This window comes from Cytobacillus sp. FSL K6-0129, from assembly GCF_038007625.1.
Classification (GTDB): Bacteria; Bacillota; Bacilli; order Bacillales; family Cytobacillaceae; genus Cytobacillus; species Cytobacillus kochii.
In genome coordinates this window covers 2,135,164-2,161,238 of the sequence record NZ_JBBOXM010000001.1, presented here as the reverse complement: position 1 = coordinate 2,161,238, position 26,075 = coordinate 2,135,164, and the positions used below count along the sequence as shown (strand labels likewise).

The 26,075-nt window shown below is 38.2% G+C and carries 27 protein-coding genes and 1 pseudogene; 25 read left to right on the top strand and 3 right to left on the bottom strand.

The window, feature by feature from the left end; translation table 11 throughout:
• Positions 1 to 31 precede the first annotated feature (31 nt).
• The 10 genes and pseudogenes from MHI57_RS10715 to MHI57_RS10670 all read left to right on the top strand — a co-directional run.
• On the top strand, positions 32 to 325 hold the full coding sequence (locus tag MHI57_RS10715) for a hypothetical protein (protein WP_340976298.1): 294 nt from the start codon (positions 32 to 34) through the stop codon (positions 323 to 325).
• Complete coding sequence (locus MHI57_RS10710) at positions 322 to 2,673, top strand: phage tail tape measure protein (protein ID WP_340976296.1); 2,352 nt, start codon at positions 322 to 324, stop codon at positions 2,671 to 2,673. Before MHI57_RS10715 ends, MHI57_RS10710 begins: the two co-directional genes overlap by 4 nt.
• Positions 2,674 to 2,721: 48 nt before the next feature.
• A complete protein-coding gene (locus MHI57_RS10705; RefSeq protein ID WP_340976295.1) occupies positions 2,722 to 3,474 on the top strand; it encodes a hypothetical protein in 753 nt (250 codons plus the stop codon).
• A complete protein-coding gene (locus MHI57_RS10700; protein WP_340976293.1) occupies positions 3,474 to 4,034 on the top strand; it encodes a hypothetical protein in 561 nt (186 codons plus the stop codon). The genes MHI57_RS10705 and MHI57_RS10700 overlap by 1 nt, the downstream gene beginning before the upstream one ends.
• Positions 4,035 to 4,083: 49 nt before the next feature.
• Positions 4,084 to 4,527 carry a hypothetical protein gene (locus MHI57_RS10695; protein ID WP_340976292.1) on the top strand — a complete coding sequence of 148 codons (444 nt, stop codon included), beginning with the start codon at positions 4,084 to 4,086 and terminating at the stop codon, positions 4,525 to 4,527.
• Positions 4,528 to 4,560: 33 nt separating this feature from the next.
• On the top strand, positions 4,561 to 4,812 hold the full coding sequence (locus MHI57_RS10690; RefSeq protein WP_340976290.1) for a hypothetical protein: 252 nt from the start codon (positions 4,561 to 4,563) through the stop codon (positions 4,810 to 4,812).
• 61 nt (positions 4,813 to 4,873) lie between these two features.
• Positions 4,874 to 5,422, top strand: a complete 549-nt coding sequence (locus tag MHI57_RS10685) for a hypothetical protein (protein WP_340976288.1) — start codon at positions 4,874 to 4,876, stop codon at positions 5,420 to 5,422.
• Positions 5,423 to 5,857 (top strand): phBC6A51 family helix-turn-helix protein, encoded by a 435-nt coding sequence (locus MHI57_RS10680; protein ID WP_340976286.1) that lies wholly within the window; start codon positions 5,423 to 5,425, stop codon positions 5,855 to 5,857.
• A gap of 384 nt (positions 5,858 to 6,241) precedes the next feature.
• Positions 6,242 to 6,775 carry a hypothetical protein gene (locus MHI57_RS10675; protein WP_340976284.1) on the top strand — a complete coding sequence of 178 codons (534 nt, stop codon included), beginning with the start codon at positions 6,242 to 6,244 and terminating at the stop codon, positions 6,773 to 6,775.
• A 182-nt stretch (positions 6,776 to 6,957) separates the two neighbouring features.
• Positions 6,958 to 7,050: pseudogene (locus tag MHI57_RS10670) on the top strand (iron-sulfur cluster assembly accessory protein); the annotation flags it as partial.
• A 185-nt stretch (positions 7,051 to 7,235) separates the two neighbouring features.
• Here MHI57_RS10670 and MHI57_RS10665 read toward each other — a convergent pair.
• Positions 7,236 to 8,225 (bottom strand): NAD(P)/FAD-dependent oxidoreductase, encoded by a 990-nt coding sequence (locus MHI57_RS10665; RefSeq protein ID WP_340976282.1) that lies wholly within the window; start codon positions 8,223 to 8,225, stop codon positions 7,236 to 7,238.
• A 431-nt stretch (positions 8,226 to 8,656) separates the two neighbouring features.
• On the opposite strand from MHI57_RS10665, the gene MHI57_RS10660 reads away from it, so the two are divergent.
• The 13 genes from MHI57_RS10660 to MHI57_RS10600 all read left to right on the top strand — a co-directional run bounded on the left by MHI57_RS10660 (position 8,657) and on the right by MHI57_RS10600 (position 21,216).
• A complete protein-coding gene (locus tag MHI57_RS10660) occupies positions 8,657 to 9,871 on the top strand; it encodes an NAD(P)/FAD-dependent oxidoreductase (protein ID WP_095372035.1) in 1,215 nt (404 codons plus the stop codon).
• Between the two features lie 74 nt (positions 9,872 to 9,945).
• Positions 9,946 to 10,434: an NUDIX hydrolase gene (locus MHI57_RS10655; RefSeq protein ID WP_340976280.1), complete on the top strand. Its 489-nt coding sequence runs from the start codon at positions 9,946 to 9,948 to the stop codon at positions 10,432 to 10,434.
• 164 nt (positions 10,435 to 10,598) lie between these two features.
• Positions 10,599 to 10,721: a YuiA family protein gene (locus MHI57_RS10650; RefSeq protein ID WP_233435202.1), complete on the top strand. Its 123-nt coding sequence runs from the start codon at positions 10,599 to 10,601 to the stop codon at positions 10,719 to 10,721.
• A 174-nt stretch (positions 10,722 to 10,895) separates the two neighbouring features.
• Complete coding sequence (locus tag MHI57_RS10645; RefSeq protein ID WP_095372037.1) at positions 10,896 to 11,552, top strand: GntR family transcriptional regulator; 657 nt, start codon at positions 10,896 to 10,898, stop codon at positions 11,550 to 11,552.
• 703 nt (positions 11,553 to 12,255) lie between these two features.
• Positions 12,256 to 12,651, top strand: coding sequence for a thioesterase family protein (locus MHI57_RS10640; RefSeq protein WP_340976277.1), 396 nt, complete (start codon positions 12,256 to 12,258; stop codon positions 12,649 to 12,651).
• A gap of 12 nt (positions 12,652 to 12,663) precedes the next feature.
• Entirely contained in the window at positions 12,664 to 13,800 is a 1,137-nt protein-coding gene (locus MHI57_RS10635) for a Leu/Phe/Val dehydrogenase (protein WP_322910420.1), read from the top strand.
• A 14-nt stretch (positions 13,801 to 13,814) separates the two neighbouring features.
• Positions 13,815 to 14,876 (top strand): pyruvate dehydrogenase (acetyl-transferring) E1 component subunit alpha, encoded by a 1,062-nt coding sequence (gene pdhA, locus MHI57_RS10630; RefSeq protein ID WP_095372041.1) that lies wholly within the window; start codon positions 13,815 to 13,817, stop codon positions 14,874 to 14,876.
• A 2-nt stretch (positions 14,877 to 14,878) separates the two neighbouring features.
• The gene (locus tag MHI57_RS10625; protein ID WP_233435203.1) at positions 14,879 to 15,895 is read left to right on the top strand and encodes an alpha-ketoacid dehydrogenase subunit beta; all 1,017 of its coding nucleotides are present in this window, start codon (positions 14,879 to 14,881) and stop codon (positions 15,893 to 15,895) included.
• An 18-nt stretch (positions 15,896 to 15,913) separates the two neighbouring features.
• On the top strand, positions 15,914 to 17,122 hold the full coding sequence (locus MHI57_RS10620; RefSeq protein ID WP_340976275.1) for a dihydrolipoamide acetyltransferase family protein: 1,209 nt from the start codon (positions 15,914 to 15,916) through the stop codon (positions 17,120 to 17,122).
• Positions 17,123 to 18,547 (top strand): dihydrolipoyl dehydrogenase family protein, encoded by a 1,425-nt coding sequence (locus tag MHI57_RS10615; protein WP_322910418.1) that lies wholly within the window; start codon positions 17,123 to 17,125, stop codon positions 18,545 to 18,547.
• Between the two features lie 200 nt (positions 18,548 to 18,747).
• Positions 18,748 to 19,071, top strand: coding sequence for a YuiB family protein (locus MHI57_RS10610; RefSeq protein WP_224938003.1), 324 nt, complete (start codon positions 18,748 to 18,750; stop codon positions 19,069 to 19,071).
• 116 nt (positions 19,072 to 19,187) lie between these two features.
• Positions 19,188 to 20,093, top strand: a complete 906-nt coding sequence (locus tag MHI57_RS10605; RefSeq protein WP_340976273.1) for a nuclease-related domain-containing protein — start codon at positions 19,188 to 19,190, stop codon at positions 20,091 to 20,093.
• 424 nt (positions 20,094 to 20,517) lie between these two features.
• Positions 20,518 to 21,216, top strand: a complete 699-nt coding sequence (locus MHI57_RS10600) for a 3D domain-containing protein (RefSeq protein ID WP_224938001.1) — start codon at positions 20,518 to 20,520, stop codon at positions 21,214 to 21,216.
• Positions 21,217 to 21,250: 34 nt separating this feature from the next.
• Here MHI57_RS10600 and MHI57_RS10595 read toward each other — a convergent pair whose 3' ends face one another.
• Entirely contained in the window at positions 21,251 to 22,045 is a 795-nt protein-coding gene (locus MHI57_RS10595) for a cobalamin-binding protein (protein ID WP_307318173.1), read from the bottom strand.
• 19 nt (positions 22,046 to 22,064) lie between these two features.
• Positions 22,065 to 22,541: a divergent PAP2 family protein gene (locus MHI57_RS10590; protein ID WP_095372049.1), complete on the bottom strand. Its 477-nt coding sequence runs from the start codon at positions 22,539 to 22,541 to the stop codon at positions 22,065 to 22,067.
• Positions 22,542 to 22,747: 206 nt separating this feature from the next.
• Here MHI57_RS10590 and MHI57_RS10585 point away from each other — a divergent pair, with 206 nt between their 5' ends.
• Both MHI57_RS10585 and MHI57_RS10580 read left to right on the top strand, forming a co-directional pair.
• Positions 22,748 to 24,250, top strand: a complete 1,503-nt coding sequence (locus MHI57_RS10585) for a leucyl aminopeptidase (RefSeq protein WP_095372050.1) — start codon at positions 22,748 to 22,750, stop codon at positions 24,248 to 24,250.
• A 239-nt stretch (positions 24,251 to 24,489) separates the two neighbouring features.
• Complete coding sequence (locus MHI57_RS10580) at positions 24,490 to 25,806, top strand: Na+/H+ antiporter family protein (protein ID WP_340976271.1); 1,317 nt, start codon at positions 24,490 to 24,492, stop codon at positions 25,804 to 25,806.
• Positions 25,807 to 26,075: the final 269 nt, after the last annotated feature.

Genomic DNA, 26,075 nt, shown 5'->3' with positions numbered 1-26,075 from the left:
GTCTTTTTTATTTTTATAAGGGAGTGGGAGAATGGAGGATTTACACAAAGCAATTAATGAATTTTTAGAAGTAGGGAAAATGATGCAACGCGCCCCAGAAGAAAGAGCACTCAGTCCACGCGAATACTTTAGTCGCGGTTTTAAAAGCGCTAAAAAAGCTGAAAAGAAGTTAAAGAAATACCAGGGACATAATGCAGATATTTATCACGAGTTGTTTAAGAAGGCTGCTAAATGTTGCAAATTCGGAATGCGTGGCCAATACGAAAAAGCAACGAAGTTATCAAAAGAAATAAGCAAGCTTGCAGAACAGGTGAATAGGGCATGAGTGCGCATAGTCTAGTTGTTCAGATTGGCGCAGATATTTCATCTTTAACAAGTGGCTTACGGGCAGCATCTAGCCATGTTACGCAATTTGCTAGACAGAATCAACAAGCACTACAGTCTATAGGTGCGATGGGCGCTGCTGTAACGGGGCTTGGCGTGATAGCTGTGGCAGGCTTCGGCGCAGCAGTAAAAACGGCGGCAGATTTTGAATCATCAATGAGCCGTGTTGGTGCATTATCCGGTGCTAGTAGTGCTGAGTTGGAAAAGTTAACGGCAGCAGCTAAAGAAGCCGGAGAAACAACAGCATGGAGTGCAAGCCAATCGGCCGAGGCTTTACAATATCTTGCTCTTGCAGGGTGGGACACTAACGAAATGATTGCCGGATTGCCGGGAATGCTGAATCTTGCGAGTGCTGGCGCTCTTGACTTGGCGACGGCAGCTGATATTACTTCGGATATGATGTCGATGTTTGGAATCGAAGCTGATAAAGCTGGCCATGTTGCAGATGTGTTCGCGAAAGCTTCAACTAGTGCAAATACTGATGTACAACAGCTCGGCGAAGCGCTTAAGTATCTTGGAGCTAATGCGAGCGCGTTAGGCTGGGATATTCACGAATCGTCTGCGGCAATAATGGCGTTAGCTGATTCCGGTGTAAAAGGGTCCATGGCGGGTCAAGCATTCGCTACCTCGCTTGGTAGATTAGCTCAGCCAACGGCAAAAATGCAAAAGTTGATGGAAAAGTTAAACATCGATTTCTTTGACACAGAGGGCAACATGAAGTCTTTACCGGAAGTTGTTGGCGTATTAGAAGATAGCCTAGCAGGCATGACAGCACAACAACGGTCGGCTGCATTGACGACATTATTTGGCGCAGAAGCTTTTAAGCATTGGCAAATCTTAATAAATCGGGGATCAGACGATCTAGAAAAGATGACGGCAAGTTTGGAAAAGTCCGGCGGAACTGCGGAAGAAGTAGCGAATAAACAGTTGGAAAACTTAAACGGACAGTTAACTATATTGAAATCGGGGCTAGAGGCCGCGGCAATATCGATCGGTGAGGCATTGTTGCCCGCGCTCAAATTCATTACGTCAGGCGTGCAACAGGTTGTTGATATATTTAATTCGTTCAGCGACAAAACAAAGTCCATAGTTGCTATCGTTGGTGTTTTAAGCGCAGCATTCACGCTTTTCGGTGGCGGTTTATTGCTCGCAATCGGATTCTTACCTTCACTGATAATGGGATTTCAAGCGTTACTGCCAATCATTTCTCCGATCGCAGCGGCTTTTACTGCATTAGCGACGGGCCCAATGGCGTTGATTGTCGCAGCTATCGCAGGAATTATCGCCGCAATAGTTCTTGCATATAACAAGGTAGATTGGTTTAAAGAGAGTGTCAATGAGGCGTGGGAAGGCATTAAAATTGCGTTTAGTACAGCGTTAGAGTTTATTAAAGAAATCGTTCAAATCGTTATGAGCGAAGTTTCCGGGTTTATTGGTGAGAAGTTAGCGGAGATTAAAGCGTTTTGGGAAGAAAACGGCGATGCAATAATGAAGCGCGCAGAATTAACTTTCAAGACAATCGAGTTAATTATCACAACGGTTATGGGAGTAATTAAAACTCTGTTCCAAACTGTTTGGCCTATTATCAGCGGAATTGTTCAAATAGCTTGGGCGCTCATTCAGTCTGTAATTGGAACGTCCATTACGGCAGTACTTGGCATAATAAATGGAACCATGAAATTAATGCAAGGCGATTGGGAGGGTGCATGGGAAAAGATTAAAGAGACTGGCAAAACCATTTGGAAAAATATCGAAGGGTATTTTGAAGATATAGACCTAGTGCAAATCGGAAAAGACATCATCAGCGGGTTGATTAGTGGTATTGGTTCAATGGCGAAGGATGTCGGCACGAAGGTAAAGGAAATAGCCTCAATGATTCCGGACGGTATCAAATCTTTCTTAAATATTAAATCACCGTCGCGAGTTCTAATGAGACTTGGCGAATACACAGGTGAAGGTTTGGCGATAGGTATCGACTCTATGGTGAGAGATGTCAAAAAGTCTGCGAAAGAGCTTGCAGTTGCAGCGGTTCCATCTATTCAAATGTCGCATAATACACCGAATGTCAGTGGCGTGGGCATCGTGGCTTCTTTTGATGGAAGATCGTCTCATTCTACTGGAACAATGGATCGCGCAGTGGGAATGATGGAGCAAGCTTTACAAATGATGAACGGCATGCAAGTCGTAATGGATGGCGAAAAGGTTGGTACTTTAGTGGCTCCGACTGTGAACCGTGAGATATCACGTGAAAATGCAGATTTAGTAAGAAGAAAAGGTCAAAGAAGATAATAAGGGGGCGTCCTTCGGGCGCTTCTTCTAATTTTCAGGAGGGATTAAATGATTTATTTTATGTATAGTCGCGCAACGAAAGGCGGAGGCGCACTTGTAAAAACGACTAAAAGTGGCGGAGGAACAACGGCAACAAGTTCGGCAGGGGGAGGAACCACCGCGACAAGTTCAAGTGGTGGAGGTGTAAGTACGTCGACTGCTAATGGGGGAGGAAGTAGTCAAACATCGAGCGCCGGCGGAGGAACGCAGACATCAACTAGTACGCGAACGTTTGTTCAACTGAACTTAGTAAGTGGCTCACCTGAGAATGATATTGGAGGACCTAATTACGGTTATCATAAACATGAGGTGCAGATACCTGGAGAAAGGTTTAATCATTCACATGATGTATCAGTACCTTCGCATACTCATACCGTTTCAATTCCGACACATTCACACAATTTTAATGTTCCTAATCACAGCCATGACGTCAGTATTCCTAACCATACGCATAATGTTTCAATACCGAACCATTCTCACGAGATTGAATTGCCAGATCATAATCATGATATAGAACACGGTATATATAAATTGGATAGACTTCCTACTAGTGTAGAAATAAAAGTTGATGGGAGTATAGTGCCATACACAGCAACTAGCGGCACCGGAATTGACATTGTTCCGTATCTTGGAACGGATTCAAGCGGTAAGGTTACGCGAGGCTGGCACGAAATAGAAATCAAGCCGAATGATCTCTGTCGAATTAACGCGCAAATAACAACTCAGTTCTTTATTCAATCACGCGGAGGAGGAAATTTTTAATGAGCCTTGTTATAGCTATCGCGACACAGGATTTCGCATTAATGATTGGCGACCATCGCTGCACGCACATTTCCGATGATAATATTTACCACGATACAGTAATTAAAGTGTTCAACGTAAATAATCAGGTAGTTGCGGGCTTTACTGGCGATTTGAGTGTAACGGAGGAGTTGTTTAAGAGTTTTATCGACGTCGATCAGGACGCTACAATTGAGTTAGTTGCAGATAAACTGAAAGAGTTAACGCCAAGTGATGCATATCTAACGATGATATTAAGCGGTGTTGATAAGAACGGAAATATGAGGATCGTAGAAATGGGGCATAGAGATAATTTCGCGCAGCATATAATGGACATTCCCGAGGGCGAAGTGCGTTGGCTATCGAGCTATGCTTACGTGAACCCTAACGCTATGATAGAAGAAGAGTTTGCGAAGCTAACAGAATGCGGCCCACAAGAAGTGGCGCAGATGTTAAGGGGAGTAATTGCAAAGGTATCGGAAGATGATATACGCGTAAGTAAAAACGCGTCAATTGTCGGAATAATTAACAAAAATAGCTAACATCTAAGCGCTAATGTGGTATAATTTTACTAAAAAGGGTGCAGAATTTATGCGAAAATATATTGCGTTAGCGTTAGTTATATTATTATCTGCATGTTCGAGTAGCGAGGTAAAAGAGGAAGAGTCGCAGAAGGTAACTAAAGTGTCGGAAACAAACGTATCAGCTGCAGAAGTTGAGGACGAGGAATTGCCGTGGGAGAAGTACGATACGCAGGAAATTTACGATTTAGTTAAAGAGGGCGAGCAAGTATTTAAATTGGAACATGCGGAAGCTATAGAAAATGAATTTTTTCACCTATACGAATCCGGTGAGCTAACGGAAGATTGGGGAAAATATCTGCATGTATATGGGGCTAAATTACAGCCCGAAAATCCTGATTACAAGGAATACTTTGATTTAATTCTTAAAGCAAGCACAAATATTGAAAACGGTATGTTTGACGAAGCAAACCGCAAAATGGAAAATGCAGAAGCTATGAGAGATTTTAATTAATGCGCTACTTTAACTTTTGAGGGAGTGTGTACAATGCGAATTAGACCGAAAAAGACAAATAACGTTGCAATTCCAGTTAATATTTACAAAGGAGAAGCGCTTATCCGAGAATGCAATAGTATCCAAGAAGCTGCGCATTTCTTTAAGGAAGAGACTAATGCGAAAAAGAAAAATTGGTCAGCTATTAACCGTGGTATTTGGGAAGGTGAGTCGTATTCAATTAATGGAGCAACATATCATTTTATGACTGACGAAGAATTAGTGCAAGAAAAATCAAATAAATAAATAAAACATGACGCCAAATAAGGCGTCTTTTTTTGTTGGACAAATAAAAAGGAGGATTAACATGAGTAATCATCAAGCAACAATAGCAGAATTGAAAGCAAGAATCGAACAGATGCGCCATGAGCGCGTAGCTGCAGGCAAACCAGCTAATCCGCCAAAGCCGTTCTTTCCACTTCCGTTAGCGGTTGTGACAGCCGAAAGAATGCCGGACTACTTTGCTTTTATAGTGAAATATGCTCAAATCATCGACGAAACCAACGTAATACCGACGGGGGTCGATTGTGCGAAGTTTGAGCGTCATTACGGCGACTTTGATTTATTAGCCTACACGGATTGCGCTGATTCAAGCAAAACGTCTATATGGGCGAGGAGCATACGTGGGGCATTAAGTGAAATCGCAAAGTTTAACGAGGGACAAGAGGAGTTATCGCCGGAGTTGGCGCTACAATCCCTTTATAAACTCATTCGCCTTGCCAAGATAGGAAAACCGCCAACTAGTGACGCGACAATCGAGAAGGAATGTCAGAGGTATCGCGATGATGAAGCGCTGTATTTAGCGGAAGTAGCCAAGTGGCGCGAACATTATGCGAAAATTAAGGAGGATGAATAAATGATTACACTGAACGAAATTAAGGCACATTTAACGCCGGAACAGATGAAAGTTGCGCAGGGCATCGTTGAGAACGAGTTTTTAGGTAAAAAGAAACTTAGCTACGAGGACTTGGCTGATTCGCTCGGAATCTCAACGCGAACCTTGTATAATTGGCGCCAAGATAGATACTTTACGCTCTATCAGTCTTACCTAGCGGACCATTCGCTAGACGATTTCATGCCGACGGCTATCGCAAAACTAAAAGAATCCATAGAAGGTCGATCCAGCAACGGCATTCCGTCGATGAAGGCACTAGAACTATACTTTAAGCTGGCAGGGCGGTTAGTTGATAAGAAGGAAATCGTAAAGTCCGAAGAGAATACCTCAAGGTTGCGTGTGACGCGCGAAGATATCAGCAAAGACCTTGCGAACTTAGATAAGTTGCTTAATTAATAAAATATCTATTTGTTTAAATTAAATAAATTGGTGGTAATTAATTTATAACGTTAAACGTATATTTATAAAGAAAAATAGAAACAATTTAATTATTATTATTATTGTTAGGGTGACTATAATATAGTATACTTGAGTAAATTACTATATTTGTCACTTGCTAATCCCTTGGAAGAGGTGAAAAAGTTGTGTGACGATAAGGAGGAAGACGAATTGGCTACTCAAGTGTTAGAAACACAGTATACTTTAAATGAGCAAGAAGCCATCCAGATCCTTGAGACTCCACTAAAATCAATAACTGAGACTAACGTTTTCAACGACATAAATTTATCAAGAGCAGATAGAATAAAGCATGCAGCTAATATTCTAAATTCAAGGAAATAGATGGAAGTAATTAGTTTAAATTCATTATTAGAGTCTAGTGAAGAGGAGAGTGTAGTACGTGAATACCTCTCCTCTTTTACTTGTGGTAAAAATACTGATGTGGAGTCATTTTTACATAATAAAGCAATAGAACATGAAAATCGATCATTAGCTAGAACGAGTTTGGTGGTTGATGAGGGAAATAATTATGATATTATTGGATATTTTACATTACTTAACAAAAATTTCGACTTCACAAATGCTTCTGGAAGTACTAGAAAAAAGCTTACAGGCAATAAAAGCGCAAGTTCCTTTTCAACAATACTTATAGGTCAGCTAGGGCGGTCAGATAAGTATAAAGGAGAGGTTGCTGGTAAGATAATTCTTAATCTTGCTTTAGAAAATTGTAAAAAAATCAACCTTCTTGTAGCTACTAAAGTTGTGTCGGTCGAATTTGAAGATCAACCTAAACTATTTGAATTTTATGAAGAAAATGATTTTAAGTTACTACAAAAGAATGAGAATGGCTATTTTATCAGTTATGTTAAAATTTAGCTTGTACTCTAGCAAGATTATTTGTCTTGTGTTATCGGAAAACTTTGGGTAATATTGAGGTAACGTAATCCATCGCTATGATTGAGCGGTGTTATTAATCCGAACGAACAATAACAATCGTCAATAACCGAAACAAACGTTGATATTATCGCGTTTAATCTACCGTCTAACTGACCGACTAATTCACAATCGACAACCCAAATGCGATTGCCAATTGCGGCTGTGGATCTTCTTTTAGAACCGCAACTAAGGTTGGTACGCCAGAAGAGTGCTAATCTTAGTGAAGAGATCTTTCCTTTATAAAGGGAAGGTCTTTTTTTACTTTGCATAATAATTTGAAGTCAGAAAGTCAATGTTTAATCCACCAGAAGTGTGGTTGGTAGGTATTATGTGAAAATGGTCAAAACTTCCTCCAGTTTAAGGGTGTAAAAAAACCCGGAATCACATCCGGGCCTTTCTTTTAAAACATTGAAGTACTATGTTTAGGCTGTACTCTTGCTTTAGGGTCAATATATGTTTTAGCGTGACTAACTGCGACTGGTGCTTCACCAAATCCACATGCAATTAATTTTACTTTTCCATCGTAAGTACAAATATCTCCAGCAGCATAAACACCTTCAATGTTAGATTCCATCTTTTGATTTACAACGATAGAGTTCTTCTGAATGTCAAAGCCCCATTCTTTAATTGGACCTAATGAAGAGACAAAACCATAGTTAACAATAACGGCATCGACGTCGATAACTTCTTTTTCTTCTTCGCCTACTTTTTCAAGGATTACTTGGCTTACACCGCTTTCATCACCAACTAATTCAGCTGGAATATATGGTGTTTTGATATCAACTTTAGAATTTTCAAGGTTTTCTACACTATGTTCATGTGCACGGAATTTATCTCTGCGGTGAACGATTGTAACTTTTTCTGCGATAGGTTCAAGCATTAAAGCCCAGTCCACTGCTGAATCGCCTCCACCAAATATAACGACTCTTTTTCCAGCAAAATGATTGAGGTCGTTAATAAAATAATGAAGGTTTTTTCCTTCGTATTCTTTCGCACTTTCCAATTCTAAACGACGGGGTTGGAATGCGCCGTTACCAGCAGTAATAATGACAGATTTTGAAAAGTGGACATCTTTATCTGTCGTAATTTTGAATGTTCCATCTGCTAGTTTTTCCAATGTTTGTACAGATTGTTCTAAAGATATAGTCGGATCAAATTTGTCCATCTGTTCAACAAGATTATCTATTAACTCTTGTGCGCGGATTTTCGGAAATCCAGCAACATCGTAGATATATTTCTCTGGATAAAGGGCAGAAAGCTGTCCACCTAGTTGAGGTAAGCTTTCAATAATGTTAACAGATGCTTGTCTCATCCCACCGTAAAAAGCGGTGAATAGCCCAGTTGGACCCCCGCCGATAATCGTGATGTCGTAAATCTTCTGTTCAGTCAAAGTGATTCCCCCTAAGTATATTTATGGTGTTTTAATTAGTTTACCATAATATTAGACTATTCTGTATCATTAGGTGTTGCATGAGGAAAAGATGTACCATCAAATGATCTTTTAAGAATAAGCGTTGACTAGAAAAATACGGTTAAATTTCCTTTAGAAAGGTAAAATGTGAAAGCGGTACCAATGTTGATTTTATAGTATTGATAATCATTATCAAATTAAAAAATCTTAAAATTCTTAAAGTGTCAATTTAGCTTGAAAATAAGATAGAAAAGGAATACTATGTAATAGAAGATATATTTATTAATTTTTTGTGACATTTTTCGAACATTTTTTTGTCCGTATTAGTGAAGAATATCACAATCTTTTATTTTATGAAAAATAGGAGATAAGAAGTACTATAAAATATATTAAAGGTGGAAGTGATACACTTGAAAAAGCCAAAAATCGTTATTTTAGGTGCAGGTTACGGTGGATTAATGACTGCAACTCGTTTGCAGAAACAAATCGGAGCAAATGATGCTGAAATTATTCTTGTGAATAAAAATGATTACCATTATGAAACAACTTGGTTACATGAAGCATCTGCTGGTACATTACATCACGACCGAGTACGTTATGATATAAGTAAAGTAATTGACAACGGTAAAGTTGAATTTGTAAAAGGTACTGCTGTTGAAATTAAAACAGATGAGAAGAAAGTTCTACTTGAAAAAGGTGAGCTTGAATATGACTATCTAGTAGTTGCACTAGGTGGAGAATCTGAAACATTCGGTATTAAAGGATTGAAAGAATACGCTTTCTCTATCTCTAATATCAATTCTGCGCGCCAAATTCGTGAGCATATCGAGTATCAATTTGCTACTTATAATACAGAAGAAGTAAAAGATGATACGCGCCTATCAATCGTTGTTGGTGGTGCTGGTTTCACAGGTATCGAGTTCCTTGGTGAATTAGGTAACCGTATTCCTGAATTATGCAAAGAATATGATGTACCTTTTGAAAAGGTGAAGATTGTATGTGTTGAGGCAGCTCCAATGGTATTACCAGGATTTGATCCTGAATTAGTTGAATATGCTGTTGCTCATCTTGAGAAGAAAGGTGTTCAATTCCGTATTGGCACAGCGATTAAAGAAGGTACGCCAGATGGTATTATCGTAGCAAAAGGCGAAGATGATGTAGAAGAAATTAAAGCTGGTACTGTAATCTGGGCTGCCGGTATTCGTGGGAATGCCATTATTGAAAAATCAGGATTCGAAGCTATGCGTGGACGCATAAAAGTGGATGAGAATTTAAGAGCACCTGGACATGACAATATCTTTGTTATTGGTGATAGTTCATTAGTAATTAATGAAGAAATTAATCGTCCTTATCCGCCAACTGCACAAATTGCTATGCAACAAGGTGAATTAGTTGCAAAAAATATTGCTGCACTTATTCAAAATAAAGAACTAGGGTCATTTACTTTTGATAACAAAGGTACAGTATGTTCTTTAGGTGAAGATGATGCGATTGGTGTTGTATTTGGTAAAAAAGTGGTTGGTAAAAAAGCTTCATTTATGAAGAAAATGGTTGATAACCGTGCATTATTAATGATCGGTGGCGCTTCATTAGTTGCAAAAAAAGGTAAATTCAACGTTCTTTAATGCGTTAAATATAAGAGGGCAAACGATATGTTTGCTCTTTTTTTTATAGATTAATTCATCTAAGGAGGGATAAAATGGGAAAAGTCGATAGAGGTAAAGTATGGCTTGGAGTTAGTGGTCTTTTAATCAATGAAAAGAATGAATGGTTAGTTGTAAACAAGAAATACGGTGGTTTAAAAGGGAAATGGTCATTACCTGCCGGTTTTGTAGAGCAAGATGAAACAGCAGATGAGGCAATAATTAGAGAAGTGAAGGAAGAAACTGGGCTATCTTGTCGTGTGAAAGAGATGATAGGTCTTCGTACGGGTGTAATCAAAAGTGAAATTAGCGATAATATGATCATTTTTCTTTTGGAAGCTGATACAAATCAGGCAATTGTAATAGAAGACAAAGAATTAGATGATGTCCAATTTATGGATCCACTGGAACTTATTCATCATCAACCAACTTCAGTCATGATTCAGTATATATGGGAGAGCCTCAATCATAACAACAAAACATTAATTGATGGCATTAATCCTGGAGATCAATTTGGTTACACTTCTTATAAATTATTTTTGTAACCTCGTGATATATTGCATAATTTAAAGCATAAGAAAGATAATAATGCTTGTATGCGTTTACATAAAGGGTTTTTACTGTTTTTTGAACCTTTCCATTTTTGATATTTTTCTGTATTATTTAGTTATTATCAGAAAATTCAATTATTCCAAGGGAGATGAACAACATGACAGTAAAAAATGAATCTAAAGTTTGTATCTATTGTGCAGGTCAAGGGTATTTCCAACTGATCCTTGGAGGATCGGAAACATGTGCTTGTTGCGGTGGTTCTGGTAAACATGAAAAATAAATATAGCAACTGAATAAGGTGTAATGATAGCGCTCTAAGTTCTAGAGCGCTTTTAATTTTGTTAAAATGCAGTAGAATTATCTCATCATGCTATCAAATATCAAAATTTTTAAATAAAATTCTGCTATAATAAAGTTTAGTAATTGGCGAAGTTTGTAATGGAGGTTGCAATTTATGCGTATCGTTAAACCTGAGTCTCTGCATCAACAGGCATATCATATAATTAAGAGCGAAATTCTTGAAGGGGTATATCAACCTTCTGAGAGAATTGTAGAAGCAAAAGCGGCAAGTAAATTAGGCATAAGTAGAGGACCCGTTAGAGAAGCGATTCGAATGCTCATTCAAGATGGTCTCCTTGTATATAATGATGGCTATGTAAAGGTTTATACACCGACGGTTCAAGATGTAATAGATCTTTTCCAATGTAGAGAAAGTTTAGAAGCTCTTGCGATCAGCTTAGCTATTCATAATATTTCAGAGAATGAGAAAGAAAAGTTACAGGAGAATTTAATAGCTAGTTATCAGGCAAATGAAAAGAAAGATATAATCGAACTCGGTAAGCTCGACCAAGCCTTTCATGATATTATCATTTATGCCTCAAAGAATAAACAGTTAACAGAGTTATTAGAAATGATTCGGGCAAAGATTCATTATATGCGAAGTAATATGGTAAAGGAAAACTTCTATCCTACATTAGTAGAAGAACATGAAAGAATTATAGACTTATTATTTAGCGGTGATGAAAAAGGAGCACAAGAATATATCAGACAGCATATCAGAAAAGGGCTTGATGGTGTCCTTATGCATATTGATAAAAGTGTGTCTAAATAAAGATCAGCTACTCTAAGTAGAGCCCTACATAGAGTAGCTTTGTTTGATTATTAAGGCAGATTCTAAGTTTAAAGGTTTGATTGTAACACTGGTGAGACAAGTCAGCTTGTTTATTTTATCTGTAAAGTCTCCCGTATGGTGTGCTCTTCTTTGTAGTGACGACCATATATTTCTTTTGAGAGAAGGTCATTATAGAGAATTCAATGGTAATTTCCCATTCCTTTTACTAACTTAGTTAGGTTATTCATTCATAAAAATAGTGTACACATGATCCCGCCTATAGCTAAATTCATCCCGCATTCGAGCTGGCTAATATTTGTTCTAGCAACAAACGCATATATACCTCCTCTGTAACTGAAAGTGATGAAGTTTTCTACTACTTCTTCTTCCTGTTGTTGCGTTATCCTTACTTGTTTAAAAGCACAAAGTGAGTATGTCTTTTTCACTCTTTTTTTACATAAACTATGTATGAGGTAGAGCAATTACAGCTTCATTTCATATCGCTCTTTCAAGTCAAACAAGGCGAATATTAAATTAAGAGGTATGTTGGTTAACTGTTTTCCGTTGACTAAAAATAGAAAATGTTGTAATATCCGAAATATAAAGAAAATTCAGAAGTGTGGTGTGGTGTAAATATTTTAACATGGGTAATTTTCTTTTGTTACTACAATGAAGGCGCATACAAAAAGGGTGGTGTGTAGCAATGAAGGATGGATTACATATTGGTCTATCAGAAGTAATGACAATAAAAATCACAAAGAATATGTTTGCGCAGTTCGACGGAGAAGTTGTTCATCCCGTCTATTCAACTGCATCCATGGTGTATCACATGGAGTGGGTTTCTAGAAAAATCCTTCTTCCGTTTCTTGAGGATCATGAAGAGGGAATGGGGGCAGCTGTCCACATGCAACATGTTGCTCCATCTGGGGAAAATTCTAAAGTGACTTTAACAGCGACCGTTACGACAATTACGGAACGTTCTTTAGTAACGGAGGTTATTGTGATGAATGAACTTGGACTAATTGGTAGAGGAGAAGTCAAACAAGCGGTTCTTCCGAAAGAAGTAATTGCGAAGAAAGTTTTAGCTACCAACAATTAAGGGGGAGCAAGGATGGAGAAGCTTAATCAGTCTCAAGAAGTAGGAAACGATATTTTTAAGAAGATGGCTAATCATGAACAAGTAGTCTTTTGTAATGACCCGAGTACAGGTTTACGAGCAATTATAGCCATTCATAATACCACATTAGGTCCAGCTCTTGGTGGAACGCGGATGTACCCTTATGAAAATATGGATGCCGCCTTAGAAGACGCTTTACGTTTAGCTGAAGGCATGACAGCAAAATGTGCAGCAGCAGATGTTGATTTTGGAGGAGGTAAGGCAGTCATTATTGGTGATCCGAAAAAGGATAAATCACCTGCCTTATTTCGTGCTTTTGGTCAATTTGTAGATTCATTGAATGGTAGATTTTATACAGGAACGGATATGGGAACAACGATGGAGGACTTTGTCCATGCTTCAAAAGAAACGCGATTCATTAATGGGATACCTGAAGCATATGGAGGTGGAGGAGATTCGTCCATCCCTACTGCTCAAGGGGTTGTTTATGCTATACAGGCAACTAATCATTATTTACATGGTACAGACCTTTTGGAAGGGCGCACATACAGTATTCAAGGATTAGGCAAAGTTGGGATGAAGATTGCAGAATCACTGCTTGAAGCTGGTGGTGATGTGTTTGTTACAGATATTAATCAAGAGGCAATAGCAGAACTTGTAGAAAAGGCAGAAACGTTAAGAGGTAATGTGCAAGTAGTTGATCATCTAGAGATTTACCGCGTATCGGCCGATATTTTCATTCCATGTGCAATGGGTGGAGTGTTAAACGAAAGAACCATCAGCGAATTAAGAGTCCATGCCATTGTCGGATCTGCTAATAACCAACTGGCACATTCTTCTGACGCCGCTCTTTTACATGATAAGGGTATCCTATACGCTCCTGATTATATTGTGAATGCTGGGGGGCTCATTCAAGTAGCAGATGAATTATATGGACCAAGTAAAGAGCGAGTATTGCAAAAAACAAGAACGATTTATCATACCTTACTACAATTATATCGAGAATCTGCTACAACTGGAAAGAACACAGTAGAAGCCGCCCAAGATCGTCTACAAAGACAGATGAAAGAACAGCAACATAGAAGCAACTTTTTCTCTCGGAATGTAAGACCTAAATGGGATTTTAAATGATGGGAGGCATTACTATGGAAAGTTATCCACTATATCAAATGATCGATGAGAACGGGGAATGGGTTAACAAGTCACATGAAGAAGAATTCAATGAGGAAAAAGTAAAGGAATTTTATTATCACATGTTGCGTATACGCACCTATGACCAGAAGGGGGTTGCATTGCAGCGTCAAGGGAGGATTGGTACGTATGTGCCTTTTCCAGGTCACGAAGGAGCACAAGTAGGAAGCGCACTGGCACTATCAGAAAATGATTGGATGTTTCCTACTTATCGTGATCACGGTGCCTCTCTCACATTTGGTGCAGATTTAGATCGGATGCTCCTTCATTGGAATGGTAGAATTGAAGGTTGTTTACCATCAAAAGAAAAGCGAATTATGCCAGCTTCCATACCAATAGCTACCCATTTACCACATGCTACAGGCGCTGCAATAGCGGAGGTGTATAAAGGAACTGACAACGCTGCCATTGCTTATTTTGGAGATGGTGCTACCTCTGAAGGTGATTTTCACGAGGGTTTAAATATAGCAAGTGTATTTAAGGCACCAGTCGTTTTCTTTAATCAAAATAATGGTTACGCTATTTCGTTACCTATTGAAAAACAGATGAATTCAGAAACGATTGCACAGAAAGCTGTTGCTTATGGGATACCGGGTGTGCGGGTAGATGGTATGGATGTTTTTGCTGTACATTATGCAGTGAAAGAAGCTTTAGAACGGGCGCGAAAAGGGGAGGGACCAACGCTTATTGAAGCAGTTGTTATTCGTTTTGGGGCACATACAACAGCAGATGACCCTTCGAAATATCGTGATCAGGAAGAAATCAATCGTCAAAAAGAGGCGAAGGATCCTCTTCTTCGGCTGGAAAAGCATTTGCAATTTCGCGGATTTTGGAGTGAAGAGTGGGTAGAGAGTATTCAATCTGATATACGTAAGGAGATAGAGGCAGCTGTAGAGAAAATGGAAAATGCACCTGCTGCTAACACAGACGACATGTTTGATCATGTCTTTAGAGAACCTACTTGGACGATATCAAGGCAAAAAGAACAATTAGGCTTGATTGGGGGGAATCGATAATCATGGTCATGTCAAATGAAATAATAAAAACGAAAGCAACAAGTCAGTCGTTGACGATGATCCAAGCAATCACGGATGGATTAAAGACGATGCTAGACAGTGATCAAAACACGATTATTATGGGTGAAGATGTTGGACGCAATGGGGGTGTGTTTAGAGCAACTGATGGTTTACAGGAGACTTTTGGCGAAAAAAGAGTCATCGATACACCACTAAGTGAAGCAGGGTTCGTCGGAACAGCTGTAGGGATGGCGTTAGCGGGACTAAAACCAGTCGTCGAAATTCAATTTCTCGGTTTTATCTATCCAGCATTTGAACAAATTGCGACTCATGTGACAAGAATGCGTATGCGTACACTCGGTCAATATCATATTCCCATGGTGATTCGCGCTCCATACGGTGCAGGAGTCCGCTCACCAGAAATCCATTCGGAAAGTGTCGAAGCATTATTTACACATTTACCAGGAATAAAAGTCGTGTGCCCATCTAACGCTTATGATGCAAAAGGTTTATTGTTAGCAGCAGTAGATGACCCAGATCCCGTCCTTTTTTTAGAACCGATGCGTCTATACCGTGGAAGTAGAGAAGAAGTACCTACGGGTGATTATCGAATTGAAATAGGCAAAGGCACTCGTGTGCAAGAAGGCAATGATGTCACCATTTTTGCTTGGGGTGCAATGATTCCATTAGTCATGAAAGTTAGTGAAAAAATGAAAAAAGACGGTATTTCCTGTGATGTGATTGATCTAAGAAGCCTTTACCCACTAGACCGTGACTTGATTGCTGATTCTGTGCAAAAAACAGGGAGAGTTGTCATTGTTCATGAAGGGCATGAGACAGGCGGGTTAGGTAGCGAAATTATTTCTATAATAAATGATACTTCTTTTCTATATTTGAAAGCACCAGTGGAGAAAGTGACTGGCTTCGATGTACCTGTGCCATTATTTTCTTTGGAGAATGATTATTTACCATCAACAGAACGAGTAGAGACAGCAATTCGTAAAGCTTACACATTTTAGAGGGGAGGGTGAGATGATATGACTGATGTGAAATTTAGCGATATAGGTGAAGGAATGACAGAAGGAGAGATTATCCATTACTTTGTCAAAGAAGGAGATACAGTAGAGATAGATCAGCCATTGGTTGAACTACAAACAGATAAAATGGTGGCTGAAATCCCTGCTCCCTCAGCTGGTGTCATCACCTCCATTCCTTTTCAAACAGGAGAAGTCGTTACGGTTGGAACGGTGATTATGACAATCGATAATGGACAGAGCCTTGCAAAGAGAGAAGAAGTAGTGATTGAAACCGTTCCACCGCGTAAGGAAAAAGAAGTTATTGCTGAAGCGAATGGGAATCGCTATCAACGTATACTTGCAGCACCTTATACAAGAAAAATTGCAAGAGATCTAAATATAGATATAGAAAGAATTGTTGGTACAGGACCAGCGGGAAGAGTAATGGATGATGATGTGTATCAATTTGTGGAAGGATATCGTGCGAAAGAAACGAAAAAAGAGAGAACAGAGCCACAAGTAGAAACAACAAAATTAGAGGAGACTATTCCTTTTACAGGAATTAGAAAAGTCATCGCTCAACGAATGAGTCATTCTCTACAAACAATTCCTCATGTTACGCATTATGATGAGGTCGATGTCACCCAATTATTAGAAGCAAGAAATGAATTAAAGGATTTAGGTGATCGCCTCTCTCCAGCCGCATTTTTCTTGAAAGCAGTTGTTATCTGCTTAAAAGAACACCCATTATTTAATGCAAGATTAGATGAAGAAGCAGGTGTCATTCGGTTGTTAAAGGATTATCATATAGGTGTGGCGACACAAGGAAAAGAAGGTTTAATGGTACCGGTCATTCACCAAGCTAATCAAAAGTCAGTCCGGGCGATCCATGAGGAGATGAAATCGTTAACGAAAAAAGCACAAGAAGGTAAGCTAACTCCTGGTGATATGAAGGGTGGAACTTTTACAGTTAATAATGTTGGCCCCCTTGGCCGCGGGACAGGGGCAACGCCAATTATCAATCATCCTGAAACAAGTATTATTACCTTCCATGCAGTGAAGAAAAAACCGGTAGTAAATGCTAAAAATGAAATCGTTATTCGTTCTATCATGAATATTTCTATCTCTTTTGATCATCGCGTCATAGATGGTGCGCAATCAATTGCTTTTACTAACCGTTTCATTGAACTAATTGAACAACCAACAAAACTATTAGTGGAGCTGATTTAAATGGTTGTAGGCGAATTCGCTGAAAAGCGGGATTTAATCATTATTGGAGGCGGTCCTGGAGGATACAACGCGGCGATTCGAGCAGCTCAATTAGGGTTGAAGGTAACTTTAGTTGAACAGAATGAATTGGGCGGTGTTTGCCTGAACTCAGGTTGTATACCCTCAAAGGTTTACGCGCAAGCTGCAAAGAAGTTAGAAGCGCTAGGGCATTATGCTTCTTTTGGTATTGCTATTGATGAACCTACTTTTGCTATTGAATCGTTAAATGATTATAAGAATATGACAATTGAACGGTTGCGTAAAGGGGTAGAAGAACTTTGTAAAGCAAACCAAATTGAGTTAATTCGTGGCAAGGCTCAATTTATAAATCAAAAGCGTTTAGGTATTGAAATGTCTCATCATTTTGATTTATATGATTTTGAGAAAGTCATTATAGCGACCGGAAGCACTGCTGAAATACCAACAGAGTATCGCTCTGCCAAAATCCTAACAGAAGCTGAACTTTATCGGTTAACGGAGATTCCTCCTCATCTTATCATTTATGGTCATAGTTATATTGCATTAGAAGCGGCCTTTACTTATCGTCAACTTGGTGCAGATGTGACCCTCATTTTAAATAAAGAAAATTTCTCATTTGATGAAAGTATTAATAGGGAGTTACAGCGATTATTAAAGAAGCAAAAAATCAAAGTATACCGTGATTATCAATTAATAGATATAAAAGAAAGTCATACTCTCTTGCAGCTGAAGTTATCTAAATCAGACCAGGAGATCACATGTGAAGGTAGTCATGTATTTATGGAAGGAACGCATCATGGGAATATCAAGACCCTCGATTTACAAAGAATAGGTGTGGAATGTACAACTGATGGTTTTATTAAAGTAAACCAGCAATTACAAACAAATATACCGACAATATACGCTATTGGTGATGTCACGGGTGGCGGGCAATCGGCTGTTAAGTCAATTAAAGAAGGAAAAGTGGTCGCTGAGAGGATAGCTGGCTTGAATAGTGAAGTGGATTTAAGCTTAATGCCATCAGTTGCCCATACAATACCACCTCTTGCAACAGTGGGGATGACAGAACAAGAAGCAAAAGAAAAAGGGTTAAACATTGCTGTTAGTCAATTCAATTATAGCGGCAATGGCTATGCGATGGTGACTAGTGAAAAAAGTGGCATCATGAAAATTATTAAAGATGCAGATAATGATGTGCTACTCGGCTTTCATGCCATTGGTTCTTCAGCTATTGAATTAATTAGTACAGCAGTCACAGCCATGGAACTCGTTGGTCGTGACGAAGACTTAAATTTCCCACTGTACCCTCACCCGAGTTTTAACGAAACCATTTTAGAAGCTATTGAGGGCTTGAATAACCGTGCGATTCATATGAAACCGAATGAGAAAAAATCCGTTAAGGTGTGAACAGTAATCATAATGAAGCTAGGCGTGCGTACTTGATGGGCACTTCTAGCTTTTTTACATTTTCAATGCTATTTAAAGGTAAATTTAACTTTAAAGTAGAAAAATCTTTATTTTTTGTCATTTCTATTGTAAGAACATGTTGACGCATAGAGAGAAGTTTCAGTAAACTTAATATTGATGTGCAAGGGAGGACAAGCTGAATGCAAATGACCATTTTCGTATTGCCGATTTCTATGTTACTCTTTTTTGTTTTGTTTTTCGGAATTGGTTTTATATTAAATATGCTTTTAAGAATGTCATGGATCATGGCAATTGTTTATCCAATTGTCGTTATTAGGATTATTGATAAGGTTCGACTCATTGAATACTTTAATGACACTCGTGCTGCCTTTTCTAGTCTTTGGACGGAAATCACGAGCCTCCAATTAGCTGATATTCTCATCTTGAGCAGTGGCTTTGTTGGTGCCATTGTTGCTGGCATAGTCATTAACATGCTCCGCAAAAGAGGATATCGTATGTTTTAATCTATACATAGGGAAAGAAACTCTACTATATATTAAAGTAGAGTTTTTTGTATTTTAAAATAATGTCGTTTATTGTGATGGAATCTTTTATAATGTAAAAAGAAAGGCGGTACATCATGGCCATTATTAACCCCCTGAATCCCTCACATCAGCTCCAATTTTTACGTGCACTGAGTGTGCGAAAGGAATTTTCACTCGATGAAAAACAATACTTTCACTTATTGCTTAAAGGTTACGAAGGAGAAAAAAGGTGGCGAGAATATTTAAACGGCTTTCCTTCTGAGATTCCTATTCTATTTGACCTCACGCTAAAAAGTAATCATACGATTTTTCAGGTAGATGCACTCATGGTTCACCAGCATCATATTACTTTTTTTGAGACTAAAAATTTTAGCGGTAACTTTACGATAAAAGATGGGCATTGGTATCATTCAAATAAAGAAATAAAAAATCCATTGATTCAAATAGAACGGAATCAAACACTGATTCGACAATTTGTAGATCAACATCATTTACAACTAACCTTTGATTATTTGTTGGTTTTTGTAAACCCTGAATTTATGCTGTATGATTCTAAGCCAAGAAAGAATCTCATTCTTCCCCCACAAATCCCAAATCTAATAAGAAATTTAAGCCAAATGCGTCACACCCCCACAACCCATCATACAAAGATTATTCAAACTTTATTAACCCATCAAACCGAGTCTTCATTGTTCGTCATCCCGAAGTATACATATCAGGAATTAGCCAAAGGGCTATTTTGTAACAAATGTAGGAATAAGATGGAAAGGAAAGCTAATCGGGTCATCTGCCCTACGTGTAAAAGTCAGTGTTCCTTAGAAAATGCATTGTTAGATCTGATTCATGATTTTTCCATTCTTTTTCCTGCTTTGAAAGTAACGAACCAAGTCATATTTAATTGGTGTAATGGGATCATAAGCAAATCAACTATTCGAAGAGTCCTCCTAAACAATTATTCCTTAAAAGGAAGTGGCCGAGGTATTTATTATGAAAGAAAATAGAACAATGCAAGGATTGCTTCAACATGCGTGGTTGATGAGTAATTTGGTAGGATTCAGGCGAAAACGCGTCAAAAATCTGTGACCGAAGAAAAAAATGGTAGGATTCAGGCGAAAACGCGTCAGAAATCCGTAATCGAAGAAAAAAGTGGTAGGATTCATGCATAAACACGTCAAAAACCCCAATGATCAAAGAAAAAGTAGAAGGGTTCGAGCAGAAAGCTATTGGACCAAGAGAGTGAATCTCTTGGTTTTTTTGATATGAAAGTCCAAGCGGTTATTAGTTAGCTATCAAATGATGAAGAATATTGAATTTTCATAAGGGTTTTATTTGATTGTAGGACCGTATGTTTAGCTTCTTTCTAAAAAAAATGAATATTACCTTGAATTAAGGGAAATGACTATTGTTGGGAGGAGTGATTAACTGATGTATGATATAAAAAAATGGGCGAAAAGAATGGTGATAGCTGTAGCGTTTTCTTTCGCTTTATTATCCACATTCCAAACGATTTCAGGTGTAGAAGCAAAGCAAGTGATTGATTATATGAGTGAACAAGCTAATGAAGGAGAGGGATCTACCCTATCTTTCAAACATGCTTTAAAATCGATTGGACTGGCCTTTAAAGATTTAAATAAGACTTTGGAAGCAGATCACTTGAAATTATCAGCAAGCACAGTTGCTGAGGAACCACCTTCTTTGAATGATTGGGATTGGTCACAATACGACACTAAGGAAGTTATCGCAACCGGATATACGGCCTATTATGAGTCGACAGGTAAAAATCCTGGTCATCCTGAATTTGGTATTACATATTCTGGTGTAAAGGTGAAAAGGGATTTATATTCTACGATTGCTGCAGATTTAACTGTTTTCCCCATTGGTACGATACTGTGGATTCCTGATTATGGGTTTGGCGTAGTTGCTGACAAAGGTGGCGCCATTAAGGGAAATAAATTGGACTTATATTATGAAACAGTAGATGATGTATATAATTCTTGGGGGAAGAAAACTTTGGATGTTTATGTAATATCAATCGGTGATGGTACGTTAACTGAAGAAGATTTACAAGAGTTAAATGAAACGGAATCACTACAAGTATTTAGACAGCAATATACAAAAGAATAACTAAACTAAAAAAGTAATGGGGGATGAGTACCCATTACTTTTTTAGTGGAGAAGAATATATTTTCGGATGTAATAACTGCCCCAATTTGATTGCCCCTTCGATTAATCTTGGTGAAGGACGGCAAAACAATTCTTCCTCTAGGACATAAACGTTATTGTTTTTCATTGCATCCATATTTGACCAACCTGGACGTTTCTGTAAAATGACTGGATTCACTTTTTCCTGTCTTACACCTACCCAGGCTAAACAAATGACATCAGGATTTTGCGAACGGATGGTGTCCCAGTCTGTCTGGATATTTGCTTGTTCTTTAAATGCGAAAAGGTTTTTGCCGCCCACAAGTTCACTAATTTCAGTTAGCCAGTTTGTACCTCCAGGTGTAAAAACTGGCTTTGGCCACCATTCCCAATAAATAGAGAGAGGGTTTTTCACCTGTTTAGCTAACTTTTTTAAGTTCATTACTTCTTCATGAAAGCTTGCTGCGGCCTGCATGCCGACTTCTTTTTCACCTAGGGCTGTGGCTACAGTGATTAAGTCATTTTCTATATCTGTTAAGCTTTGTGGATTTAATGTTATGTAGGGAATGCCTCGTTCATCCAATGCTAGAATATTTTTTTCCATTCCCGGTACACTTAAGGATGCCAGCACAAGGTCTGGTTTAGCCTTTTCTACAGCGTTCATATCTATAGAGAGGTCTGGCCCCAGCTTTGGTAGAGTATTTACTGCTGCTGGCCAATCAGAGTAATCATCAACAGCAACAAGTTGATCGGTTAACCCTAAGTAGGCGAGAATTTCTGTATTACTAGGGCAAAGAGAGGCGACTCGCATGATTGAAACCTCCAATATCTTAAAATATCAATGCATATAAGAGTAATGTTAATAAAATACCTGTTAATCCTCCAAAAAACACTTCTACTGGTTTATGGCCTAATAATTCTTTCAGTTCTTTACGTTTTACTTGGTCTGGCTTTTTGGGCCATGATTTCGCTTCATCGACAAAACGGTTAAAGTCATTGACAAGCTGATTAAGCACAATGGCTTGTTCACCCGCTTGCCTTCGAACTCCGGTTGCATCAAACATAGTAATGATAGCAAACATGGCTGATATTGCGAAGGGAACTGAATCTAATCCTGCCTCGATGGCCACCCCTGTCGATAAAGCTGTAACGGCAGCAGAGTGAGAGCTTGGCATCCCTCCTGTACTTGTTAACAGTGACCAATCTAGCTTTCTTGTAGCAAAAAAGGTAATAGGGACTTTTACAAATTGTGCAAAGAGAATGGCAGCTAATGCTGACCAAAGAGGAAAGTTCAAAAATAATTCCATTATTTAACCACCTTATCGATGTTTGTATTCTTTGTTCGTGTTTAATTTTAATTAATTATTACTATAAGGAAGGATTTTCTATTAGTAACAGATTAGCACAAAACATTTTGATTTGAAAATCAGATCTTCTTAGACGATAAAGTTAGCTAGTCGAAATAATGTGAAAGATTAGATATAATGATTATATATCTTATGGAGGTGTTAACATGTTTACAGTTAAAAAAGAAAATCTTTATGACTCAGCTCATGAAGTTTTAATCATCGGTTTGTTCGATGAACCGAATATAATAAAAGATGCATTATCTTCTCTGGACGAAAAATTTGAAGGACAAATGAATGATTTTCTTAAGCAAGGTGATATATCAGGGAAGTTAAAATCAGTAAGTAAAGTACATACCTTCAATAAAATTGGTGCAAAGAGATTATTATTTGTGGGGCTAGGTAAGAAAAAGACATTACAATTCAATCAATTAAAAGAAGCGATAGGATTAGCCTTTAAAGAAATTCAAAAAAGTAAACTTTCGGAAGTAGCTGTTTTTTTAGACACATTTACGGTTGCCGATCAGCTTGATGCCCTCGATGTTGGTCATGCAGTTAGTGAAGCATATACCCTTGCTACCTATCGTTTTGAGGGATATAAACAAAAGTCAAATGAACCTGAAAAGACAATTGATAAAATCACAGCCTATACGACTGAAAATAGAGAAGATGTTTTATCTGCTTTAACAGTTGGTTATGCCTATGGTAAGGGAACAAACTCTGCAAGAACTTTAGTGAATATGCCTGGGAATATGTTAACAGCAACAACAATGGCAGAGTATGCGATTGAGTTAGCTAATAAATATGATTTTGAAATAGAAATACTAGATAAGAAAGAAATGTTAGAGCTTGGGATGGGTGCGCTGTTAGCTGTCAATCAAGGTTCGACAGAGCCACCGAAAATGATTGTTCTAAAATATCAAGGGAAAGATCAGTGGGAAGATGTCATTAGTTTAGTTGGAAAAGGAATTACCTTCGATACTGGTGGTTACTCGATAAAACCGAAAACAGGGATTGTTGGAATGAAAACAGATATGGGCGGAGCAGCAGCCGTTCTGGGTGCGATGGAAATCATCGGGGAGTTAAGACCAGAACAGAATGTATTAGCCGTTATTCCATCAACAGATAATATGATAAGTGGATCTGCCTTTAAACCAGATGATGTTATTACTTCATTAAGTGGAAAAACAATAGAGATCTTAAATACAGATGCAGAAGGGCGTCTCGTTTTAGCTGATGCCATTACGTACGCAAAACAGCATGGTGCCAATTATTTAGTCGATGTTGCTACTTTAACGGGAGGTGTTATTGTTGCCTTAGGAGAAGACACAACAGGTGCGATTACTAATCATGAAACCTTCTTTGAACAAGTATTAGAAGCCTCATTCGAAGCAGGTGAAGCGATGTGGAGACTCCCATTATTTGAAAAAGATAAACAAAGAATTCGCAATAGCCCAGTGGCAGATTTAAACAATTCACCAGGAAGAGAAGGCCATGCGATCATGGCAGGCGGCTTTATTGGAGAATTTGCGGAAGATACACCATGGGTGCATTTGGATATAGCTGGTACATCTACAACAAATAAACCTTACGAATTAGGTCCTGCTGGTGCCACAGGTGTAATGACACGTACACTAGCTCTACTTGTAGAAAGATTTGAAGTAAAGTAATCAACCATTCATTAAAAGCATCTTAAAGGATGAGAAGCTCCTTAAGATGCTTTTTTGTTCCTCCTTAGAACTCACATTTGCAAAGGTGAAACCTTCGATAACATGATGAATAAGAATGGGAATTATGACACTTTTCTTAAAAATCCATTATTTGACGAACTTGAATGAGTATGTTAATTTATTACTCTAACACTTTACTAAAATAAAGCAAATAATAAATAGAAAGAAAGGTTTTAATCATGAATGCTGTTTTACTTGCTGTATTAGTCATGTTAATACTAAGTCTATTACGTGTAAATGTCGTGTTATCCCTTATTATAGGTGCATTGGTGGGAGGATTAACAGGTGGACTTGGTATAACAAACACAATTGAAGTCTTTACAAATGGTTTAGGTGGCAGTGCAGAAGTAGCGCTTAGTTATGCTTTATTAGGAGGCTTTGCTATTGCTATTTCTCGTACAGGTCTACCTAATCTCCTTGTTGATAAAATTATTCAAAAGGTAGGGAAAGAAGGAGAGACAAGGAAGAAAGGATTATCTAAAACATTAGTCATTTTATCATTGTTAATTATGGCGTGTTTCTCACAAAATCTAATTCCTATTCATATTGCATTTATCCCTATCTTAGTCCCACCATTATTAAAAGTGATGAATGAATTGAAGATAGACAGAAGACTGATTGCTTCCGTTCTTACATTTGGTTTAGTTACTCCTTATATGCTTATCCCTGCAGGGTTTGGCCAAATATTTCACCAAATCTTAGCAGACAATATGACAAGTAGTGGTTTGAATGTTGATATGCAACAAATACCACTAGCTATGCTACTGCCAGCTTTAGGTATGGTTGTTGGATTAATAATAGTCGTATTTATATCTTATCGAAAACCGCGAGACTATCATCAATCATCAGAAATCATAGAAACTGAAACGGTATCTTATAGTAGGCGCGGTGTCTTATTTGCTGTATTATCAATCATTATTGCGTTAGTTGTACAAATACAACTAGATTCAATGATTATGGGAGCAGTGGCCGGTATTATAACTGTCTATTTAAGTGGGACCATAAAGGGCGCTGAAGCAGATAGCTTATTAACAGATGGAATGAAAATGATGGCATTTATCGGATTTGTTATGCTCGCGGCATTTGGTTTCGGTGATGTACTGAAAGAAACAGGGGATGTTGAAGTCCTTGTGTCGAATGTAGCTGAGATGATAGGTAATAATCAAGCTCTTGGTGCATTACTAATGCTTTTAGTCGGCTTGTTGGTTACGATTGGTATTGGTTCATCCTTTTCAACCATCCCAATTATTACGACCATTTTTGTGCCATTGTGTTTAGAGCTAGGATTTAGTCCAATGGCTACGATTGCGTTAATTGGTGCATCTGCTGCTTTAGGTGATGCTGGTTCTCCTGCTTCAGATAGTACACTTGGACCGACATCGGGCTTGAATGTGGATGGTAATCATAATCATATTTGGGATACATGTGTACCAACATTTATCCATTATAATATCCCTGTCATTATATTTGGCTGGATTGCTGCAATGGTATTATAAAAAGAATAAACGAGTATTATTTAAACCCGATCATATTTGATTGGGTTTATTTTTGTGAACTCGACCTGAGGCAATGGCAATGGATATAGGTCAAGTTTTCTGATTCATGAATGAACACTAAGAATGTTTGTAAATCTGACCGTCAAAGCAGAATCAAGTAAAAAATAAAAAAGTAATAAAGTCTAAGCCACATAAAGCTAAATGTAGTCGAACATTGCATATGTCACTATATACACCTAAAGGAAGCTAGGATTTAACAAAAAGATATG

Excerpts from the sequence above, each read along its gene's own strand:
- MHI57_RS10685 (WP_340976288.1), top strand. The coding sequence starts at position 4,874 with ATGAGTAATCATCAAGCAACAATAGCAGAATTGAAAGCAAGAATCGAA.
- MHI57_RS10645 (WP_095372037.1), top strand. The coding sequence starts at position 10,896 with ATGCGTATCGTTAAACCTGAGTCTCTGCATCAACAGGCATATCATATA.
- MHI57_RS10650 (WP_233435202.1), top strand. The coding sequence starts at position 10,599 with ATGACAGTAAAAAATGAATCTAAAGTTTGTATCTATTGTGCAGGTCAA.
- MHI57_RS10710 (WP_340976296.1), top strand. The coding sequence starts at position 322 with ATGAGTGCGCATAGTCTAGTTGTTCAGATTGGCGCAGATATTTCATCT.
- MHI57_RS10635 (WP_322910420.1), top strand. The coding sequence starts at position 12,664 with ATGGAGAAGCTTAATCAGTCTCAAGAAGTAGGAAACGATATTTTTAAG.
- MHI57_RS10605 (WP_340976273.1), top strand. The coding sequence starts at position 19,188 with ATGGCCATTATTAACCCCCTGAATCCCTCACATCAGCTCCAATTTTTA.
- MHI57_RS10640 (WP_340976277.1), top strand. The coding sequence starts at position 12,256 with ATGAAGGATGGATTACATATTGGTCTATCAGAAGTAATGACAATAAAA.
- MHI57_RS10680 (WP_340976286.1), top strand. The coding sequence starts at position 5,423 with ATGATTACACTGAACGAAATTAAGGCACATTTAACGCCGGAACAGATG.
- MHI57_RS10620 (WP_340976275.1), top strand. The coding sequence starts at position 15,914 with ATGACTGATGTGAAATTTAGCGATATAGGTGAAGGAATGACAGAAGGA.
- MHI57_RS10600 (WP_224938001.1), top strand. The coding sequence starts at position 20,518 with ATGTATGATATAAAAAAATGGGCGAAAAGAATGGTGATAGCTGTAGCG.
- MHI57_RS10625 (WP_233435203.1), top strand. The coding sequence starts at position 14,879 with ATGGTCATGTCAAATGAAATAATAAAAACGAAAGCAACAAGTCAGTCG.
- MHI57_RS10700 (WP_340976293.1), top strand. The coding sequence starts at position 3,474 with ATGAGCCTTGTTATAGCTATCGCGACACAGGATTTCGCATTAATGATT.
- MHI57_RS10595 (WP_307318173.1), bottom strand. The coding sequence starts at position 22,045 with ATGCGAGTCGCCTCTCTTTGCCCTAGTAATACAGAAATTCTCGCCTAC.
- MHI57_RS10615 (WP_322910418.1), top strand. The coding sequence starts at position 17,123 with ATGGTTGTAGGCGAATTCGCTGAAAAGCGGGATTTAATCATTATTGGA.
- MHI57_RS10590 (WP_095372049.1), bottom strand. The coding sequence starts at position 22,541 with ATGGAATTATTTTTGAACTTTCCTCTTTGGTCAGCATTAGCTGCCATT.
- MHI57_RS10585 (WP_095372050.1), top strand. The coding sequence starts at position 22,748 with ATGTTTACAGTTAAAAAAGAAAATCTTTATGACTCAGCTCATGAAGTT.
- MHI57_RS10675 (WP_340976284.1), top strand. The coding sequence starts at position 6,242 with ATGGAAGTAATTAGTTTAAATTCATTATTAGAGTCTAGTGAAGAGGAG.
- MHI57_RS10655 (WP_340976280.1), top strand. The coding sequence starts at position 9,946 with ATGGGAAAAGTCGATAGAGGTAAAGTATGGCTTGGAGTTAGTGGTCTT.
- MHI57_RS10690 (WP_340976290.1), top strand. The coding sequence starts at position 4,561 with ATGCGAATTAGACCGAAAAAGACAAATAACGTTGCAATTCCAGTTAAT.
- pdhA (WP_095372041.1), top strand. The coding sequence starts at position 13,815 with ATGGAAAGTTATCCACTATATCAAATGATCGATGAGAACGGGGAATGG.
- MHI57_RS10715 (WP_340976298.1), top strand. The coding sequence starts at position 32 with ATGGAGGATTTACACAAAGCAATTAATGAATTTTTAGAAGTAGGGAAA.
- MHI57_RS10705 (WP_340976295.1), top strand. The coding sequence starts at position 2,722 with ATGATTTATTTTATGTATAGTCGCGCAACGAAAGGCGGAGGCGCACTT.
- MHI57_RS10695 (WP_340976292.1), top strand. The coding sequence starts at position 4,084 with ATGCGAAAATATATTGCGTTAGCGTTAGTTATATTATTATCTGCATGT.
- MHI57_RS10580 (WP_340976271.1), top strand. The coding sequence starts at position 24,490 with ATGAATGCTGTTTTACTTGCTGTATTAGTCATGTTAATACTAAGTCTA.
- MHI57_RS10610 (WP_224938003.1), top strand. The coding sequence starts at position 18,748 with ATGCAAATGACCATTTTCGTATTGCCGATTTCTATGTTACTCTTTTTT.